We start from the raw sequence: 15,401 nt of genomic DNA on the forward strand, positions 1-15,401 counted from the left end.
GAGGGATCCGAAGCGCAGCCCCATTGGGGCGAGCATCGGAATCCCGCAGTTCGGACGCCGGCGGCTCAAGAACCCCAGAACCCCGCGTCACAAAACAACCGATCCGGATTTTCCTCCTCCGGCCCTCCCTAGGAGCGGGTTTTCCTTGGCCGGCAGCGGTCAGGCGACCAGGCGGTCCAGGGCTTCGCGATACTTGGCGGCGGTCTTTTCCAGCACGTCCTGGGGCAGGCGCGGCGCGGGCGGGGTCTTGTCCCACGTCTGGGTTTCCAGCCAGTCGCGCACGAACTGCTTGTCGAACGAGGGGGGGCTGATGCCCACGCGATAGCCGTCGGCCGGCCAGAAACGCGAGGAGTCCGGCGTCAGCACTTCATCCATCAGGTACAGCGTGCCATCGTCGTCCAGGCCGAATTCGAACTTGGTATCGGCAATGATGATGCCCTTGGTGGCAGCGAACTTGGCGGCTTCGGCGTACAGCTTGAGGGTCACGTCGCGGATGCGTTCAGCCATTTCCTGGCCGACTTCCTTGACCACGTGGGCAAAGTCCACGTTTTCGTCGTGCATGCCGAATTCAGCCTTGGCGGCGGGCGTGAAAATGGGTTCGGGCAATTGGCTGGCTTGCTGCAGGCCGGCGGGCAGCTTGATGCCGCAGACGGCGCCCGTGGCCTGATAGTCCTTCCAGCCGGAACCGATCAGGTAGCCGCGGACCACCGCTTCCACCAGGATGGGCTTGAGGCGCTTGACCACCACGGCACGGCCGCGCACCTGATCCACTTCGTCCGGCGCCACCACGTCTTCGGGTTTGATGCCCGTGGAGTGGTTCGGCAGGATGTGGGCCAGCTTCTGCAGCCAGAACTCGGTCAGTTCGGTCAGCACCTGCCCCTTGCCGGGGATGGGGTCGTCAAGAATCACGTCGAACGCGGAGATACGATCCGACGCGACGATCAGCAACTTGTCGTCGCCCACCGCGTACATGTCGCGCACCTTACCGCGGCCCAGCAGCGGCAAGGACTTGATGCTGGATTGATGCAAAGCAGAAGTCACGGGAATGGCCTATGGCAATAATGAAGATTCCCGCCTCGGGCAAGCGCCAGGGCGGGAAGTAGAACGGAATCCGGAAACGCGGACAAGGCTGGCGCGGCACGCGCGGGCCCTGCAAAGCGCATAGGTTACTGCAAATAGGCCAGTTTTGCCGGACCGCTCGACGCCGCCCGGCGGCCGGGTTAGGCTCTGATCTCCAACATGATGCGCGCCGGCCGCCTCTGGCGTCACGACGCCGCCCCACACCCGGAGACAGAGTCGTATGCAGGATGCTTCACTCAAACGCAGCGCCCACGCCGACGCGCAAGTGCATTTCACTGGCGGTTGCCAGTGTGGCGCCGTCCGATACGCCATTACGGACGAACCCATCATGGCAGCCACCTGTCATTGCCGCGACTGCCAGTATTCCAGTGGCGGCGCCCCCGCCCACGCCCTGATTTTCACGACCGGCTCCATCACCCTGTTGCGCGGCAGCGCCAAGGAGCATCGCTACCGGGGCGAATCCGGCCATACCGTCATGCGCAGCTTCTGTGCGGACTGCGGCACCCCGCTATTTGGCAATTCGGCAGGCATGGGCTACGAAATCGTGCGGGCCGGTTCGCTGGACGACCCCGAGGCATTCCGCGCCCGAGCCAGCCTCTGGACCGAATCGGCGCCGTCCTGGCACCACGTGGACCGGACGGTGCCGCACTTTCCACGCAACTCGCCCGCCCCCTGAGGCACTGCACAGACAAAAAAAGAGCGGTCCGCATGGTTTGCGGACCGCTCTTTCATTGCATGGAGGCGCCGGATGCCGATGGCGTCCGGCGCGCCGTGCACGTGCTTACTGGACCACCTGGGCCAGCTTGCCCGACGCGTATTGCGCGGCGATTTCGGTCAGAGGCAGCGGCTTGATCTTGCTGGCGTTGCCGGCGGTGCCGAATTCGGTGTAGCGAGCCACACAGATGGCCTTGGCGGCGGCGCGGGCCGGCTTCAGGTATTCGCGCGGGTCGAACTTTTCCGGGTTTTCGGCGAAGAAGCGGCGGATCGCGCCGGTCATGGCCAAACGGATATCGGTGTCGATATTGATCTTGCGCACGCCGTACTTGATGGCTTCCTGGATTTCCTCGACGGGCACGCCGTAGGTTTCCTTCATGTTGCCGCCGAATTCGCGGATCTCAGCCAGCAGTTCCTGCGGCACGCTGGAGCTGCCGTGCATCACCAGGTGGGTGTTGGGCAGGCGGGCGTGGATTTCCTTGATGCGGGAGATCGACAGGATGTCGCCGGTGGGCTTGCGCGTGAACTTGTAGGCGCCATGGCTGGTGCCGATGGCGATGGCCAGGGCGTCCAGCTGGGTCTTGCGCACGAAGTCGGCGGCCTGTTCCGGATCGGTCAGCAGCTGGTCCATGGTCAGCTTGCCGTCGGCGCCGTGGCCGTCTTCCTTGTCGCCCTGCATGGTTTCGAGCGAACCCAGGCAGCCCAGTTCGCCTTCGACCGTCACGCCCAGCTTATGGGCGGTGTCCACGACCTTCTTGGTCACTTCCACGTTGTAGTCGTAGTCGGCGATGGTCTTGCCGTCTTCCTTGAGCGAGCCGTCCATCATGACGCTGGAAAAGCCCAGGTCGATGGCGCCTTGGCAGACCTTCGGCGACTGGCCGTGGTCCTGGTGCATGACCACGGGGATGTGCGGATAGGATTCCACGGCGGCCTGGATCAGGTACTTCAGAAAGCCTTCGCCCGCATATTTGCGCGCGCCGGCGGAAGCCTGCATGATCACCGGGCTGTCGGTCTCCGCAGCGGCTTCCATGATGGCCTGGACCTGCTCCAGGTTGTTGACGTTGAAAGCGGGAATGCCGTAGCCGTGCTCGGCGGCGTGGTCGAGCAACTGGCGCATGGAGACTAGGGCCATGAGTGGTCCTCCTTAGGTACTGTCTATTGAAAGATGGTTGAAGTCTTGCTGAATGGGGAGATTTTACGGGGGATTCGACGAAAGGTCTTGCAACCGCCCGTATCCGGTCCATTCAGATGAGCACGAAAGGCTCAGCCCCCCCTTCCCGATCCCCCAAAGGACCGATGGCGTCCCGGAGCCGACACGGCGCCGGGACGATGCCGGCTACGGCCTGCCGGCGTGCGAAACGTCCACCCGCGTCATCAGGATCCGGGCCTCGTGCTTGGCCCGACGGTTGGCTTCGATGAAGTCCGGCGCGGCGGCCATGAACAGGGTCCGGCCGTCGGGTCCGCCCAGGGCGGCGGCGAAGATACCGAATTCCCCCGTGTCGATCTGTTCCAGGATCTTGCCGCCGCGCGCGACGCGCACGATGCGTTTGCCGATGGCGTCCGCCACCCACAGGGCGCCCTCCGCATCCAGCGCGCCGCCATCGGGTCCGATGGCGGAGGCGGCAATCAGGACGCCCAGGTCGTCGCTGGCGGGCAGCGGGCCGAAGTCAGCCCAGTCGCGGCGCGGCCCCAGCCCGCCGTCCGCCAGGATGTCGAATTCGGAAATACGGTTGCCGAAGGTTTCGTTGACGATCATGGTCTTGCCGTCCGGCGTGATGAACGAACCGTTCGGAAAACACAGCCCGTCGGCCACCATGCGCATCGAGCCGTCGGGGTCGACGCGCACGATGCCGGTATTGCGGACCGGCTCGCCGGCCATCAGGTCGAAACCGAAATTGCCGACGTAGGCCCTGCCCTGCGCGTCCACGACCATGTCATTGACCGGGCCGCCCGTGAGCGCCGACAGGTCGGCGTGCACCGCCAGCGTGCCGTCGGCCTCGCGGCGCAGGAGCTTGCGGTCCTTCATGGAAGCGATGAGGAGGCGGCCGTCCGGCAGCCACCCCAAGCCCGACGGTTGCTGCGGCACTTTGCAAACCTGCTCGACCTTGCCTTCCAGGTCCACGGCAATGACCTGTTCGGAGTAGAAGTCCGACGCCCACAGACGGTTCTCGTGCCAGCGCAGCCCCTCCAGATAGGTATATCCGGACGCCAGCACGGACAATTCGCGTTTCGGCATTGCCTAGTCTCCTTGTGCGGCCCCGCGCGGGGGCCCGTTGTTCGCTGTTGTTCGCGTTGCCCGCCGCCCGCTGCCGCGCGCGTCGGGATCAGTCCATTCTGGCACGCTGGCGGCCGATAGTGCAGCAGTTCCAAATTGATACAAATCTGCTATCGCCGCCTGCCCCGGGGAAGCTTGCTATCCGTCCCCCACCTGACAACTGCGTGTCAGCTGCGCGGCGTTAACATCGCGCCCCGAGGGTAAACCCGCATTTTTCGCGCACCCCCTGGCATTCCGTCTCTGGATCTCCAGCCCGCCCCTTGCCGGGCGCCGCCCGCCCGCGGGCCGGGCAAAGCGATCCCTGTTTTCCGTTTTGATCATGAACACTAAGAAGCTGACGCGTTATATCGGCATCGCCATGGTGCTGGGCATCCTGGTGGGCTACTTCTGCCACAAGTACGCGCAGAACGAGAAGGAGGCGGCCCAGATCGCCTCGTACTTCAGTCTCATCACCGACATCTTCCTGCGCATGATCAAGATGATCATCGCGCCCCTGGTCTTCGCCACCCTCGTGACCGGCCTGGCCAGCATGAGCGACGCCAGCGCCGTGGGCCGCATCGGGATGCGCGCCATGATCTGGTTCATCGCGGCCTCGGCCTTGTCGCTGTTGCTGGGCTTGGCGCTGGTGAATATTTTCCAGCCTGGCGCGCACATGAACCTTGCGCTGCCGGACGCTGGCATGAGTTCGGGCCTGAAGACGGGCGACTTCACGCTCAAGGCGTTCATTACGCACGTGTTCCCGCGCAGCATCGCCGAAGCCATGGCCAACAACGAGATCCTGCAGATCCTCGTGTTCTCGCTGTTCTTCGGCGCCGCCCTGTCGTTCATCCGCGGCAAGGGCCACAACACCATCTATAACCTGATCGATGAACTGGCCAAGATCATGTTCCGCGTGACGGACTACGTGATGCGCTTCGCGCCCCTGGGCGTGTTCGCGGCCATGGCCGCGGCCATCACCACGGAAGGCTTGGGCGTGCTGGTCAGCTACGGCAAGCTGATCGGCGAGTTCTACCTGGGCCTGGCGCTTCTGTGGGCCATTCTGTTCGCGGTGGGCTACCTTTTCCTGGGCAAGTCCGCGTTCCGTCTCGGGGGCCTGATCAAGGAACCCACACTGCTCGCGTTCTCCACGGCCAGCAGCGAATCCGCCTATCCCAAGACCATCGAAGCACTGACCCGGTTCGGCGTGCCCAAGCGCATCTCGGGCTTCGTCCTGCCGCTGGGCTATTCGTTCAATCTGGACGGATCGATGATGTATCAGTCCTTCGCGGTGCTGTTCATTGCGCAGGCTTACAACCTTCAGATGAGCTTTGCCCAGCAGCTAACGCTGCTGCTGGTGCTGATGGTGACCAGCAAAGGCATGGCCGGCGTGGCGCGCGCCTCGCTCGTGGTGGTCGCAGCGACGCTGCCGATGTTCAATCTGCCGGAAGGCGGCCTGCTGCTGATCATGGGCATCGACCAATTCTTCGATATGGGCCGCACGGCAACCAATGTGGTCGGCAACAGCCTGGCTACCGCCGTCATCTCCAAACTGGAAGGCAATCGCGAAGTCCCGGCCGAAACGGCGGACGCCTCTGACGAGGCCCCCGCGGAACAGGCCGCGAGCCAGCACGCCTGAAGCAACAGGCGATGAAAAACGGGCCGCATGGCCCGTTTTTTTATGGCTTGCGCCAGCTTGACCGGCGGCATCGCCGAGAGCAACATATAAGCCCTTCGCGACCTATCCCGGCGCGGCGCGCATGGGCGCCGCGCTCAGTTCTCATGCCATGAAACGCCCGAGCCTGCGCTGCTGCGCCCTGGTGGCTGCGGCCCTGATGTCCGCCACGCCCGCCTCATACGCCTGGACCCGCATTTCCTGCGAGCTGGGCGGCACCGTGACCAATCTGCCGGTAGTGATGCGCCAGTACCGCACCGACGGCACGGAACTGACGCAATTGATGTTCAGGCTCAGGGTCAGGAACGCGGACATCCCCGAGGGCGCCCGCGCCGATACGGACTGCACTGAATTCGTCGGCCGCGAGATCGACGTCGTGCTTGAGGACATAGCCGCCAACGCCGTCCGCAAGGGCAAATCCCTGAAGATGCTTTACCGCTATGACGATTCGCTGGGCCAAAGCCAGGCGACGAAGTTCGAGCTGGACCGAAACCAACGGCCCTAGCGGCTCTTGGCGGGTCCTAATCGTTGACGGAGCACGAGACGGGCGCGCCGTCCTCGAATTCCACGTCGTAGGTGTGCACCGGATCCCAGGGCAGCGTGAACCACAGTTCGTAACCGTCGCCGTCTTCATCGAACAGCCACAGGGCGCGCAGCACCGCGTGTTGCGCCATGGCTTCCGGGGTTTCTTCCTGCAGCAGCTGGTTGTCATCCAGGCCGAGCTTCTTGTAGTGCTCGTAGGAGTAGTTTTCCAACAGGAACTCGGCCGCGGCCAGGATCTGGTCGTCGAGGTCGTCGATGATGGCCTTGACCACCTTGGAGGCGCTGCTGTCGGGTTCTTCGCCGTCGGTCTGGACCATGACGTGGATCGGCGGGCGTCCCTTGCCGGCGGCGACGTTTTCCGCGGCCCACAGATCGGGTTCCTCGGGATCTTGGGTGAAATTGAATCGTGCCATCGCGCGCTCCGGAAAAAGGGCCGGCGCGCCGCGGAAATCGTGGTCACGCCTTTCCCGCCATTTAACCAGATGCGCGGCGTCCCGGCTGCGCATATCGGCGATGTTTTTGCGACGGAACGCGTCTGCTGCGCCACCCGGCCTCAGACGCGCTCCAGGGGCAGGTGCGGCAAGTCCGGCAGCACCACGCGGATCTCATCGCCCGCGCTCACCCGCCCTCCTTCGATCACGATGCCCATGATGCCGGCGCGGCGCATCAGGCTGCCGTCAGGATGCCGGCCCAGCACGGCGGCGGTCAGCCCTTTCTGGTAGTTGTCGAGCTGTGAGCAGGGATTGCGCAGGCCGGTAATCTCGACGATCGCTTGCGCCCCGAAGCAGAGGCGCGCGCCGCGCGGCAGGCCCAACAGGTCGATGCCTCGGGTGGTGATGTTTTCGCCCATGGTGCCTTCCGCCACGTTGAAGCCGGCCAGTTGCAGCTCGTCGTGCAGCTCGCCGTGGATCAGGTGGACCTGCCGCAGATTGGGCTGGGCAGGATCCGCCCGGACGCGGGAGCGGTGTTTCACGGTGACGCCCATGTGGGCGTCGCCTTCCACCCCCAGCCCCTTCAACAGCATGATTGCGGACACGATCGGCTTGCTGAACCCGTGCATCGGGCTGCAGGCCACGGCTGTCACGATGGGATGCATCATTTCTCTCCAGTATCCGGTTCAGGCCATCATGGCCTGCGCCTCGGGCGCCCGCTGCTCGTTCGCGCGCGCGTGCGCTTGCGGATAGTGCGCCGAGAATACCAGCCGTCCCGCCGACCAGGTGTGGCTGATCAGGGGCTGCGCCCCTACCTGCGCCACCGCCACCAAGTCCGCGCGCAGCCCCGGCGCGATCCGCCCGCGGTCGGAAAGGCCGCAAGCCTGCGCGGGATTCAGCGTGACCAGCGCAACCGCCTGCGGCAGCGTCAGGTCCGTCTGCGCAGCCACCGTGAAGGCGGCCGCAATCAGTGCAGAGGGCTGGTAGTCCGAGCACAGGCAGCTGGCCACGCCGGCCCGGATGGCGTCGATGGCGCGCATGGAGCCGCTCTGGCTCTGGCCTCGCAGCACATTGGGCGCGCCCAGGATGGTGGGCAGGCCGCAAGACACCGCGGCGCGCGCGGTATCCAGCGTGATCGGGAATTCGCTCATGGCCACGCCCAGGTTGCGCATGGTGGCGATGCGGTGGATCGAATCGTCATCATGGCTGGCGGTGGGAATGCCCCGTCCCTGCGCATGCGTCAGCAGCGCCTCCACCCGCGCCACCGCGCCATCCTTGGCGCGTGTCTTGGCCTGGGCAGCTTCTTCGGCCTGTTCTCGGCTCATCGCGTGGTTGCCCATCATGTATTGCAGATAGGACTCCAGCGTCTTGAACTGGCCCTGCCCGGGCGAATGATCCATGACCGACAGCAGGTCCACCGCGCCCTCGTCCATCAGCGCGCGCAGCACGTCCACCGAGGTGGCGTCGGTGACTTCATACCGGCAGTGGACGCGATTGTCGACCAGGCTGTGCTGACGAAAGGCCCGCAGGGTGCGCACCACTTCCGCCGCCGTCTGGTTATTGCGCACGCCCCATTCGCTGTTTGCGAACGACAGCGCGTGATAAGGCGTGGTGATGCCGGCCGCGGCGTTGCGGCGATCCACCTGGGCCACCGCGAAATCCAGTGGAAACAGCACACGCGAACGCGGCTCGGCTTCCTTTTCGATGGCGTCGCAATGCAGGTCGATCAAACCCGGCAGCAGGGTCTGGCCGCCAAGATCGATCTCGCGGTCCGCGCGCGCGCCGGCCGGCTCGATGGCGACGATGCGGCCGTCGTCGATCAGCACGGCGCTGTCCTCGAGGACGCGGTCTTGCAGGACCACGCGGGCATGGGTGAGATAGGTGCTCTGCATCATTGCTCCAGATCGGCCAGGGCGGGTTGGGCGGGACGCAATGCCAGGATCTGCGTAGCGACGGCATCGCGCACTTCGGCATCGTGGAAGATGCCCAGCAGGCAACGGCCCTCGGCCATGGCCTCGCGGATCAGCGCGATCACCACCTGGCGATTGTCCGCATCCAGAGAGGCTGTGGGCTCGTCCAGCAGCAGGATGGGATGGCGGGCGATGAAGCCGCGCGCGATGTTCACGCGCTGCTGCTCGCCGCCTGAAAAGGTGGCGGGAGCCAGGCCCCACAGGCGCGGGGGGACATTCAAACGTTGCAGCAGCTCGGCGGCGCGGGCCCGTGCCTCATCGACGTCCACGCCCGCCGCGCGCAAGGGTTCGGCCACCACGTCCAGCGCGGACACGCGCGGAATCACGCGCAGGAACTGGCTGACGTAGCCGATCACCTCGCGGCGCAGTGCCAGGATGCGCTGTTCGGGCGCGCCCGCCAGCTCCACCCACTCATCGTTCCAACGCACCCGGATGCTGCCCTCGGTCGCCAGATAGTTGCCGTACAGGCAGCGCAGCAATGTGCTCTTGCCGGTGCCCGACGGGCCCGCCAGCACCAGGCAGTCGCCAGCGGACGCGTCGAAGTCCACCGATTCCAGCACGGGCAGGCGCATGCCGCCCTGGTTGTGCAGGGTGAACATCTTTCCGAGGCCCCGCACCTCGATCATGGGAGTCTTTTCGCGCATGGTCAGCTCTGCAAAATGGAAGACACCAGCAACTGGGTGTAGGGATGCTGCGGGTCGTCGAGGATCTGGTCGGTCAGGCCGCTTTCCACCACCTCGCCACCGCGCATGACCAGGGTCCTGTGCGCCAGCAGGCGCGCCACGGCCAGGTCGTGGGTGACGACGATCGCGGCCAGGCCCAAGTCCGCCACCAACTGGCGCAGCAAGTCCAGCAGGCGCGCCTGCACCGACACGTCAAGCGAGGCCGTGGGCTCATCCATGAACACCAGGCGGGGATGCGTCACCAGGTTGCGGGCGATCTGCAAGCGCTGCTGCATGCCGCCCGAAAATGCGGTGGGCCTGTCGTCCAGCCGGCCCGCGTCGATCTCCATCTTCTGCAGCCAGTTGCCGGCGGCCTGGCGCAGGTCGCCGTAGTGCCGGTCGCCCACGGCCATCAGGCGTTCCGCGATATTGGCGCCCGCGCTGACCTGCATCCGCAGGCCGTCCCTGGCGTTCTGCCGCACAAAGCCCCAGTCGGTGCGCGACAGCAATCGCAGGCGCGCGCCCGGCAGCGCGGCCAGGTCGATAAAGCCCTGGTCACGCGTGTCGTACCAGACGCTGCCCGCGTCGGGCCGTGTCTGGTACGACACGGCCGACAGCAGCGTGCTCTTGCCGGAGCCGGATTCGCCGACCACGCACAGCACTTCACCGGGATACAGATCGAAGTTGACGTCGCGGCAGCCGTGCACGCCGTCCCAGGTGCGCGTCATGTTGCGCACGGAAAGCAAAGGTTGGGCGTTCATGCCGTGGCCTCGTCGGTGGATGGATTTACGCCCTGCCCCAGCTGGCGCGCATTGCAATATTCAGTGTCCGAGCAGACGAAGCGGCGCGTGCCCGCGTCGTCCAGGATGATTTCATCCAGATAGCTCTCCCGCGATCCGCACAGGTCGCAGCATTCGCTCCAGGTCTCCACCCGGAACGGGTGATCCTCGAAGTCCAGGCTTTTCACCTCGGTGTAGGGCGGCACGGCGTAGACCCGCTTCTCGCGGCCCGCGCCAAACAGCATCAGGGCGGGACTGCCGTCCAGCTTGGGATTGTCGAACTTGGGGATGGGCGAAGGCCGCATCATGTAGCGGCCGTTCACGATGACCGGATAGTCGTAGGTGGTAGCGATATGGCCGTGCTGGGCGATATCTTCGTACAGCTTGACGTGCATGCCGCCGTATTCGGCCAGCGCATGCATGGTGCGCGTTTCGGTTTCACTTGGCTCCAGCCAGCGCAGCGGTTCGGGAATGGGCACCTGGAACACCATGATCTGCCCCTCCGCCAGCGGCGTCTCCGGAATGCGGTGGCGCGTCTGGACGATAGTGGCCGCCGGGGTGGATTCCGTCGTCGCCACGCCCGTGACGCGGCCGAAGAAGCGGCGGATGTTGATTGCGTTGGTCGTGTCGTCCGATCCCTGGTCTATCACTTTGAGCACGTCGTCGGAACCGATGATGGACGCCGTGACCTGGATGCCTCCGGTTCCCCAGCCATAGGGCAAAGGCATTTCGCGGCTGCCGAAAGGCACCTGATAGCCGGGGATGGCAACCGCCTTGAGCAGAGCGCGGCGCAGCATGCGCTTGGTGGATTCGTCCAGATAGGCGAAGTTGTAATGGTCGTCGCGTGCGACCGTTGCATGTTGCGTAGTCATGAGGAAACGGCCTCGTCCATCAGATCGTTGCGCGCGGCCTCGGGCGCGGCGCGTTCGGCGCGCATGCGCCGCAATAGTTCCAGATTGGCCTGGAAGTCCACGTAGTGCGGCAGCTTCAAGTGCTGCACAAAGCCGGAGGCTTCGACGTTGTCGCTGTGGTAGAGCACGAACTCGTGGTCATTGGCCGGGGAATCCGCGCGCTCGCCCAGGTCGCGCGCCTTGAGCGCGCGGTCCACAAGCGCCATCGACATGGACTTGCGCTCGCCATAGCCGAAAGTCAGTCCGTAACCCCGGGTGAACTTCGGGCCTTCCGCGGCGGAGCCGGCAAATTGGCTGACCATCTGGCATTCGGTGACTTCGATTTCGCCTACAGTGACGGCGAATCCAAGTTCCTCGATGTGCATATCCACTTCCAGCGAGCCGTAGCGGATCTCGGCGGCGAACGGGTGGGTGTTGCCGTAGCCACGTTGGGTCGAGTAGCCCATGGACAGCAGGAAACCTTCGTCTGCGCGCGCCAGGTTCTGCAAGCGGGCCGCGCGCGATGCCGGAAAGTCCAGTGGTTGCCGGGTCAGGTCGAACGGTTCTGGATCGCCCTCGGGCACGGGCTCCGCATCAATCAGGTCGTCATGCGCCAGCAGATCGGTGACGCGCGGCATCGCACTGTCCAGCGCCTCGTCGCCCGCAGGCAAGGCATCGGCCTCGCGCTGCGCTTCCAGCGAAAAGTCCAGCAGCCGCTGGGTATAGTCATAAGTCGGCCCCAGGATCTGGCCGCCAGGCACGTCCTTGAACGTGGACGAAATGCGCCGCTGCAAACGCATGCGGCCGGTGTCGACAGGCTGCGTGTAGCCGAAGCGCGACAAGGTGGTGCGGTAGGCGCGCAGCAGGAACACCGCTTCGATCACATCGCCCGCAGCCTGTTTGATCGCCAGCGCCGCAAGCTGCGGATCGTAGAGCGAGCCCTCCGCCATGACCCGCGATACCGCCAGCGGCATCTGTTCACGGATCTGGTCCAGGCTCAGCTCGGGCACTTCACGATCGCCGCGCCGGTAGTCGTCCAGCATGCGGTAGGAATTGAGGATGGCGCGTTCGCCCCCTTTGACGGCTACGTACATGTCAGTTCTCCCTGCGGGTGCTGCGCGGCAACGCGCAAATCCGCCGTTCCTGCGTCAGGAACACATCGACGCCCAGCGGAAACCGTTGATGATTGATACGCCATTCGCGCCAGAAGCCTTCGGGCAGACCTGACGCGGCGAGGGTCTGCTGGCCCTTGATGCCTGGGCCGCTGAGAATCGCGGGCTCGCCCGCCGATAGCGATTCGACCTCGATCAGCAAGGTGGTCGACAAATCGGGATAGGCAGGATCGCCCTGGTGGCAGGCCGACAGCGCGGGCGCTTTGCCGCCAGCGGGCACCGCCGCAAAGCGCGCCAGCGATGGCGAGGGCACGATGGGGCAACCACAGTGAAAGCGCAGGAACGCGATCGCATCCGCGCTGACGGTCTCCGGCAGCCAAAGCGGCGTGTCCACGTCCACCAGCGTCAGCAGCATTGCGGTCATGGCGGGAGAGAGGCCCGCGGGAACGCCCGGCGCGGCCATGATGTCATGGATGCGTCCCGGATGCGCCATCGCATTGAGCGCGGCGCGGAACGTGGCCTGCGCATCGCCGACGGGATCCGCGAAACCCGCAAGCAGAGCCCGGCCCGAGGCCGCGGCGGCAGTTATCTGTTGCTGCATGTCAGTCCTCGCCTCGTACCATCGTGAAGAATTCCACCTTGGTCTGCGCGGCCACGCGGGCCTGGCGCTCGATCCGTTCGGCATGCTGGCGCGCCAACGGCTGGATCAACTGCGCCTGTACCGTGTCGTGCCATTCCGGCAATTGCAGGAGCGCGTCGGCCACGGCGGCCTGTTCGGCGTGGCGCTGCGAGCGGCCCTGTACGTACGCCACGCCGACCACGCCCTCGCCCATCGTCACCGCGCAACGTGTCACGGTCATTTCGCCCAGGTTGAAGCGGGCGCCGGTGCCGCCGCTGCGGGCGCGCACCATGGCCATGCCGGTCTGCGCGGGGCGCAGAGTCTGGTGCTCGGGTTTGCCCGCCAGCGCGCTAAAAGCGCCGTCCAGCGCGGCCGGGTCGGCCAGCGCCAGCACGCGCATCCAGGCGGCGCGCCGGGCGTTCGCCGCATCCTGCCCTGTCTTCGGGTGATCCATTTTTTCCTCTAAACGTCTAGACGACCGGATGGAGTATGATCGCTCCGAAATGGAAGTTCAACAGCCTGGCGTGAATTTTTGATGACAGTTGCAGCGTGCGCGCAGCGCCTTTCCGGCGGCCGCGGCATGGTGCACAATCACAGCCATTCTTCATGAAGCTGATGTGACAGCACGAGCACAACCTATGGTCGAAAGAGGTTCCGGCATCGCCGTCTGGCGGCAAATCGGCGAAGCGCTTGCGGACGACATCCGCAACAAGCTCTATGCGGCAGGCGAGCAATTGCCGTCCGAGCCCGAGCTGGCTGCCAAGTTTTCCGTCAACCGCCACACCATCCGCCGCGCGATGGGCGAACTCGAACAGGGCGGACTGGTCCGCATCGAGCAAGGACGCGGCACCTTCGTCCAGGAACATGCGATCGACTACGCCATCGGCAAACGCACGCGCTTTTCCGAAAACCTGCGCAGCCAAGGCATGTTGGGCCACCAGGAAGTCCTGGGCAGCCAGAGCCTGCGGGCTGGCGACATCGCCAAGCACCTGGGCCTGGGCCGCACCGCGCCGCTGCTGCGCGTGCAAATCGTCGGCAAGGCGGAGAACCGCCCGATCAGCGCGTCGGAACATTTCTTCGACGAAAAGCGGTTTCCCGATTTCGCGGAACGGCTGGCATCCCTGCGCTCGATCTCCAAGGTCTATGCCCACTATGGCATCGGCGACTACACACGGAAGTGGTCGCGCATCACGGCCGCCCTGCCCACGCCTGAAATCGCCCGCCTGCTGGGCCAACCCAAGACCCGCCCCATTCTGCAAGTAGAGGCATTGAACGTGGACCAGGAAGGCGCGCCGCTGCAATACAGCGTCGCCCGCTTCGTGGGCGACATGGTGCAGTTGATGGTGACGGACGACAGCTGACCGCATACCTCCGCCTGCGCGCGCAATAGCGCGCAGGCGGTAGACGATTGCCCGCCACGCCGCCCAACTCATCTAGACATCTGGTTGTAATGCAATCCCGCTAACGTCACGCCATGAACACACACACGCACGCCCCATCGCCCCTGGCCGGTGTAACAGGCCAACGCATCCTGACGCCGCGCGGCGTCGAACAGGCCTGCCTGCGGTTCCATGGCGGACTCATCGAAGGCTCGCCCGCGGCGCAGCGGAGCGCGGCGCCGTGGTTCGACGCCGGAAATCTGCTGGTGCTGCCCGGTATCGTGGACTTGCACGGCGACGCCTTCGAACGCGCCATCATGCCGCGGCCCAGTGTGACGTTTCCGTATGACAGCGCCCTGCTCGACGTGGATCGCCAATTGTTGGCCAATGGCATTACGACCGAATTCCATGGCGTCACCCTGTCCTGGGAAGGCGGACTGCGCGGCGAAGCCTATGCCGAGCGCATGTTCAGCGCATTGGAAACCATGCGCCACATCATGGGCGCCCGGCACTATGTGCATCTGCGCTTCGAAACGCATCACGTGGGCGGCCTGGAAACCGCCCAGCAGTGGATACGCGATGGCCGTGTCCGCTTCCTGGCGTTGAACGACCACTTGCCCAGCATGGCGCGCCGCCTCGGTGACGAACGCAAGCTGATGCAGTACGCGAACCGCGCAGAGTGCGACCTGGACGTCTTCCAGGATCGCATCCGCGCCGCCATGTCCGCGGCCGATTCGGTGGCGGACGCAATGCGCGAGCTGACCGCCTGCGCGCAGGAAGCCGGCTTGAAGGTGGCCTCGCACGACGATCCGGATGCCGCCACGCGCCGCTACTACCACCAGTTGGGCTGCGGCGTGGCGGAATTTCCGTTGACCCGCGAGGCTGCCGGCGTCGCCCGCGACCTGGGGGACTCCGTGGTCTTCGGTGCGCCCAATGTCGTGCGCGGAGGCAGCCACACAGGCGCGCCCAGCGCCACCGAGATGATCCGCGCGGGCCTGTGCGACATCCTGACCTCCGACTACTACTACCCAGCTCCATTGGCCGCCGTGATGCGGCTGGTCAACGATGGCGTGCTGCCGCTGGCGCAAGCCTGGGAGCTGGTGTCGCTGAACCCGGCGCGCGCCGCCGGCCTGAAGGACCGCGGCGCGCTGGCGCCGGGGCTGATCGCCGATGCCATCGTGGTGGACGACCAGGTGCCGGGCCTGCCCCGCGTCTGCGCCGCCATCGTGGGCGGCGAGCTGCGCTATGCCACACGCGCCTTCGGCGACAGCCACAGCCAGAGGATGGCCGCCTGAC

17 protein-coding genes are annotated in these 15,401 nt (G+C 65.4%); 5 read left to right on the top strand and 12 right to left on the bottom strand.

The window, feature by feature from the left end:
- Nucleotides 1–159 precede the first annotated feature (159 nt).
- On the bottom strand, nt 160–1,041 hold the full coding sequence (locus tag VCS63_RS29295; protein ID WP_323881890.1) for a phosphoribosylaminoimidazolesuccinocarboxamide synthase: 882 nt from the start codon (nt 1,039–1,041) through the stop codon (nt 160–162).
- A gap of 259 nt (nt 1,042–1,300) precedes the next feature.
- On the opposite strand from VCS63_RS29295, the gene VCS63_RS29300 reads away from it, so the two are divergent.
- Complete coding sequence (locus VCS63_RS29300) at nt 1,301–1,756, top strand: GFA family protein (RefSeq protein ID WP_042794760.1); 456 nt, start codon at nt 1,301–1,303, stop codon at nt 1,754–1,756.
- Between the two features lie 105 nt (nt 1,757–1,861).
- Here VCS63_RS29300 and fba read toward each other — a convergent pair whose 3' ends face one another.
- Both fba and VCS63_RS29310 read right to left on the bottom strand, forming a co-directional pair.
- Nucleotides 1,862–2,926 carry a class II fructose-bisphosphate aldolase gene (gene fba, locus VCS63_RS29305; protein WP_042794761.1) on the bottom strand — a complete coding sequence of 355 codons (1,065 nt, stop codon included), beginning with the start codon at nt 2,924–2,926 and terminating at the stop codon, nt 1,862–1,864.
- A gap of 204 nt (nt 2,927–3,130) precedes the next feature.
- Complete coding sequence (locus tag VCS63_RS29310; RefSeq protein WP_149063976.1) at nt 3,131–4,030, bottom strand: SMP-30/gluconolactonase/LRE family protein; 900 nt, start codon at nt 4,028–4,030, stop codon at nt 3,131–3,133.
- A gap of 358 nt (nt 4,031–4,388) precedes the next feature.
- Between VCS63_RS29310 and VCS63_RS29315 the strand changes: the two genes are divergently transcribed.
- Both VCS63_RS29315 and VCS63_RS29320 read left to right on the top strand, forming a co-directional pair.
- A complete protein-coding gene (locus tag VCS63_RS29315) occupies nt 4,389–5,684 on the top strand; it encodes a dicarboxylate/amino acid:cation symporter (protein WP_088607809.1) in 1,296 nt (431 codons plus the stop codon).
- Between the two features lie 148 nt (nt 5,685–5,832).
- Nucleotides 5,833–6,225, top strand: a complete 393-nt coding sequence (locus VCS63_RS29320) for a hypothetical protein (protein ID WP_232033805.1) — start codon at nt 5,833–5,835, stop codon at nt 6,223–6,225.
- A 16-nt stretch (nt 6,226–6,241) separates the two neighbouring features.
- On the opposite strand, the gene VCS63_RS29325 is transcribed toward VCS63_RS29320, so the two are convergent.
- The 9 genes from VCS63_RS29325 to phnG all read right to left on the bottom strand — a co-directional run bounded on the left by VCS63_RS29325 (nt 6,242) and on the right by phnG (nt 13,180).
- Nucleotides 6,242–6,676 carry a hypothetical protein gene (locus VCS63_RS29325; RefSeq protein WP_042797275.1) on the bottom strand — a complete coding sequence of 145 codons (435 nt, stop codon included), beginning with the start codon at nt 6,674–6,676 and terminating at the stop codon, nt 6,242–6,244.
- A 140-nt stretch (nt 6,677–6,816) separates the two neighbouring features.
- A complete protein-coding gene (locus VCS63_RS29330) occupies nt 6,817–7,359 on the bottom strand; it encodes an MOSC domain-containing protein (protein WP_149065425.1) in 543 nt (180 codons plus the stop codon).
- 21 nt (nt 7,360–7,380) lie between these two features.
- The gene (locus VCS63_RS29335) at nt 7,381–8,586 is read right to left on the bottom strand and encodes an alpha-D-ribose 1-methylphosphonate 5-triphosphate diphosphatase (RefSeq protein ID WP_042794763.1); all 1,206 of its coding nucleotides are present in this window, start codon (nt 8,584–8,586) and stop codon (nt 7,381–7,383) included.
- The gene (phnL, locus tag VCS63_RS29340) at nt 8,586–9,308 is read right to left on the bottom strand and encodes a phosphonate C-P lyase system protein PhnL (RefSeq protein WP_063643306.1); all 723 of its coding nucleotides are present in this window, start codon (nt 9,306–9,308) and stop codon (nt 8,586–8,588) included. Before phnL ends, VCS63_RS29335 begins: the two co-directional genes overlap by 1 nt.
- A 2-nt stretch (nt 9,309–9,310) precedes the next feature.
- Nucleotides 9,311–10,087 (bottom strand): phosphonate C-P lyase system protein PhnK, encoded by a 777-nt coding sequence (gene phnK / locus VCS63_RS29345; protein ID WP_063961585.1) that lies wholly within the window; start codon nt 10,085–10,087, stop codon nt 9,311–9,313.
- On the bottom strand, nt 10,084–10,977 hold the full coding sequence (locus VCS63_RS29350; RefSeq protein WP_063643311.1) for an alpha-D-ribose 1-methylphosphonate 5-phosphate C-P-lyase PhnJ: 894 nt from the start codon (nt 10,975–10,977) through the stop codon (nt 10,084–10,086). The genes phnK and VCS63_RS29350 overlap by 4 nt, the downstream gene beginning before the upstream one ends.
- Nucleotides 10,974–12,089: a carbon-phosphorus lyase complex subunit PhnI gene (locus VCS63_RS29355; protein ID WP_063643315.1), complete on the bottom strand. Its 1,116-nt coding sequence runs from the start codon at nt 12,087–12,089 to the stop codon at nt 10,974–10,976. Before VCS63_RS29355 ends, VCS63_RS29350 begins: the two co-directional genes overlap by 4 nt.
- A gap of 1 nt (nt 12,090) precedes the next feature.
- Nucleotides 12,091–12,708 (bottom strand): phosphonate C-P lyase system protein PhnH, encoded by a 618-nt coding sequence (gene phnH, locus VCS63_RS29360; RefSeq protein WP_063643317.1) that lies wholly within the window; start codon nt 12,706–12,708, stop codon nt 12,091–12,093.
- Nucleotide 12,709: 1 nt separating this feature from the next.
- A complete protein-coding gene (gene phnG, locus VCS63_RS29365) occupies nt 12,710–13,180 on the bottom strand; it encodes a phosphonate C-P lyase system protein PhnG (RefSeq protein ID WP_042794769.1) in 471 nt (156 codons plus the stop codon).
- A gap of 184 nt (nt 13,181–13,364) precedes the next feature.
- Here phnG and phnF point away from each other — a divergent pair, with 184 nt between their 5' ends.
- Nucleotides 13,365–14,087, top strand: a complete 723-nt coding sequence (gene phnF, locus VCS63_RS29370) for a phosphonate metabolism transcriptional regulator PhnF (protein WP_042794770.1) — start codon at nt 13,365–13,367, stop codon at nt 14,085–14,087.
- A gap of 113 nt (nt 14,088–14,200) precedes the next feature.
- The gene (locus VCS63_RS29375) at nt 14,201–15,400 is read left to right on the top strand and encodes an alpha-D-ribose 1-methylphosphonate 5-triphosphate diphosphatase (protein WP_323881894.1); all 1,200 of its coding nucleotides are present in this window, start codon (nt 14,201–14,203) and stop codon (nt 15,398–15,400) included.
- The last annotated feature ends 1 nt before the right edge of the window (nt 15,401 follow it).

It is taken from the genome of Achromobacter sp. D10, from assembly GCF_035282245.1.
GTDB classification, from domain to species: Bacteria; Pseudomonadota; Gammaproteobacteria; order Burkholderiales; family Burkholderiaceae_B; genus Achromobacter; species Achromobacter insolitus.

What these genes read in the sequence shown, in the direction of transcription:
- VCS63_RS29310 (WP_149063976.1), bottom strand. Translation starts at nt 4,030, where the DNA reads ATGCCGAAACGCGAATTGTCCGTGCTGGCGTCCGGATATACCTATCTG.
- phnK (WP_063961585.1), bottom strand. Translation starts at nt 10,087, where the DNA reads ATGAACGCCCAACCTTTGCTTTCCGTGCGCAACATGACGCGCACCTGG.
- phnH (WP_063643317.1), bottom strand. Translation starts at nt 12,708, where the DNA reads ATGCAGCAACAGATAACTGCCGCCGCGGCCTCGGGCCGGGCTCTGCTT.
- VCS63_RS29325 (WP_042797275.1), bottom strand. Translation starts at nt 6,676, where the DNA reads ATGGCACGATTCAATTTCACCCAAGATCCCGAGGAACCCGATCTGTGG.
- VCS63_RS29350 (WP_063643311.1), bottom strand. Translation starts at nt 10,977, where the DNA reads ATGACTACGCAACATGCAACGGTCGCACGCGACGACCATTACAACTTC.
- VCS63_RS29335 (WP_042794763.1), bottom strand. Translation starts at nt 8,586, where the DNA reads ATGCAGAGCACCTATCTCACCCATGCCCGCGTGGTCCTGCAAGACCGC.
- VCS63_RS29320 (WP_232033805.1), top strand. Translation starts at nt 5,833, where the DNA reads ATGAAACGCCCGAGCCTGCGCTGCTGCGCCCTGGTGGCTGCGGCCCTG.
- phnG (WP_042794769.1), bottom strand. Translation starts at nt 13,180, where the DNA reads ATGGATCACCCGAAGACAGGGCAGGATGCGGCGAACGCCCGGCGCGCC.
- VCS63_RS29375 (WP_323881894.1), top strand. Translation starts at nt 14,201, where the DNA reads ATGAACACACACACGCACGCCCCATCGCCCCTGGCCGGTGTAACAGGC.
- VCS63_RS29315 (WP_088607809.1), top strand. Translation starts at nt 4,389, where the DNA reads ATGAACACTAAGAAGCTGACGCGTTATATCGGCATCGCCATGGTGCTG.
- phnL (WP_063643306.1), bottom strand. Translation starts at nt 9,308, where the DNA reads ATGCGCGAAAAGACTCCCATGATCGAGGTGCGGGGCCTCGGAAAGATG.
- fba (WP_042794761.1), bottom strand. Translation starts at nt 2,926, where the DNA reads ATGGCCCTAGTCTCCATGCGCCAGTTGCTCGACCACGCCGCCGAGCAC.
- VCS63_RS29300 (WP_042794760.1), top strand. Translation starts at nt 1,301, where the DNA reads ATGCAGGATGCTTCACTCAAACGCAGCGCCCACGCCGACGCGCAAGTG.
- VCS63_RS29330 (WP_149065425.1), bottom strand. Translation starts at nt 7,359, where the DNA reads ATGCATCCCATCGTGACAGCCGTGGCCTGCAGCCCGATGCACGGGTTC.
- VCS63_RS29355 (WP_063643315.1), bottom strand. Translation starts at nt 12,089, where the DNA reads ATGTACGTAGCCGTCAAAGGGGGCGAACGCGCCATCCTCAATTCCTAC.
- phnF (WP_042794770.1), top strand. Translation starts at nt 13,365, where the DNA reads ATGGTCGAAAGAGGTTCCGGCATCGCCGTCTGGCGGCAAATCGGCGAA.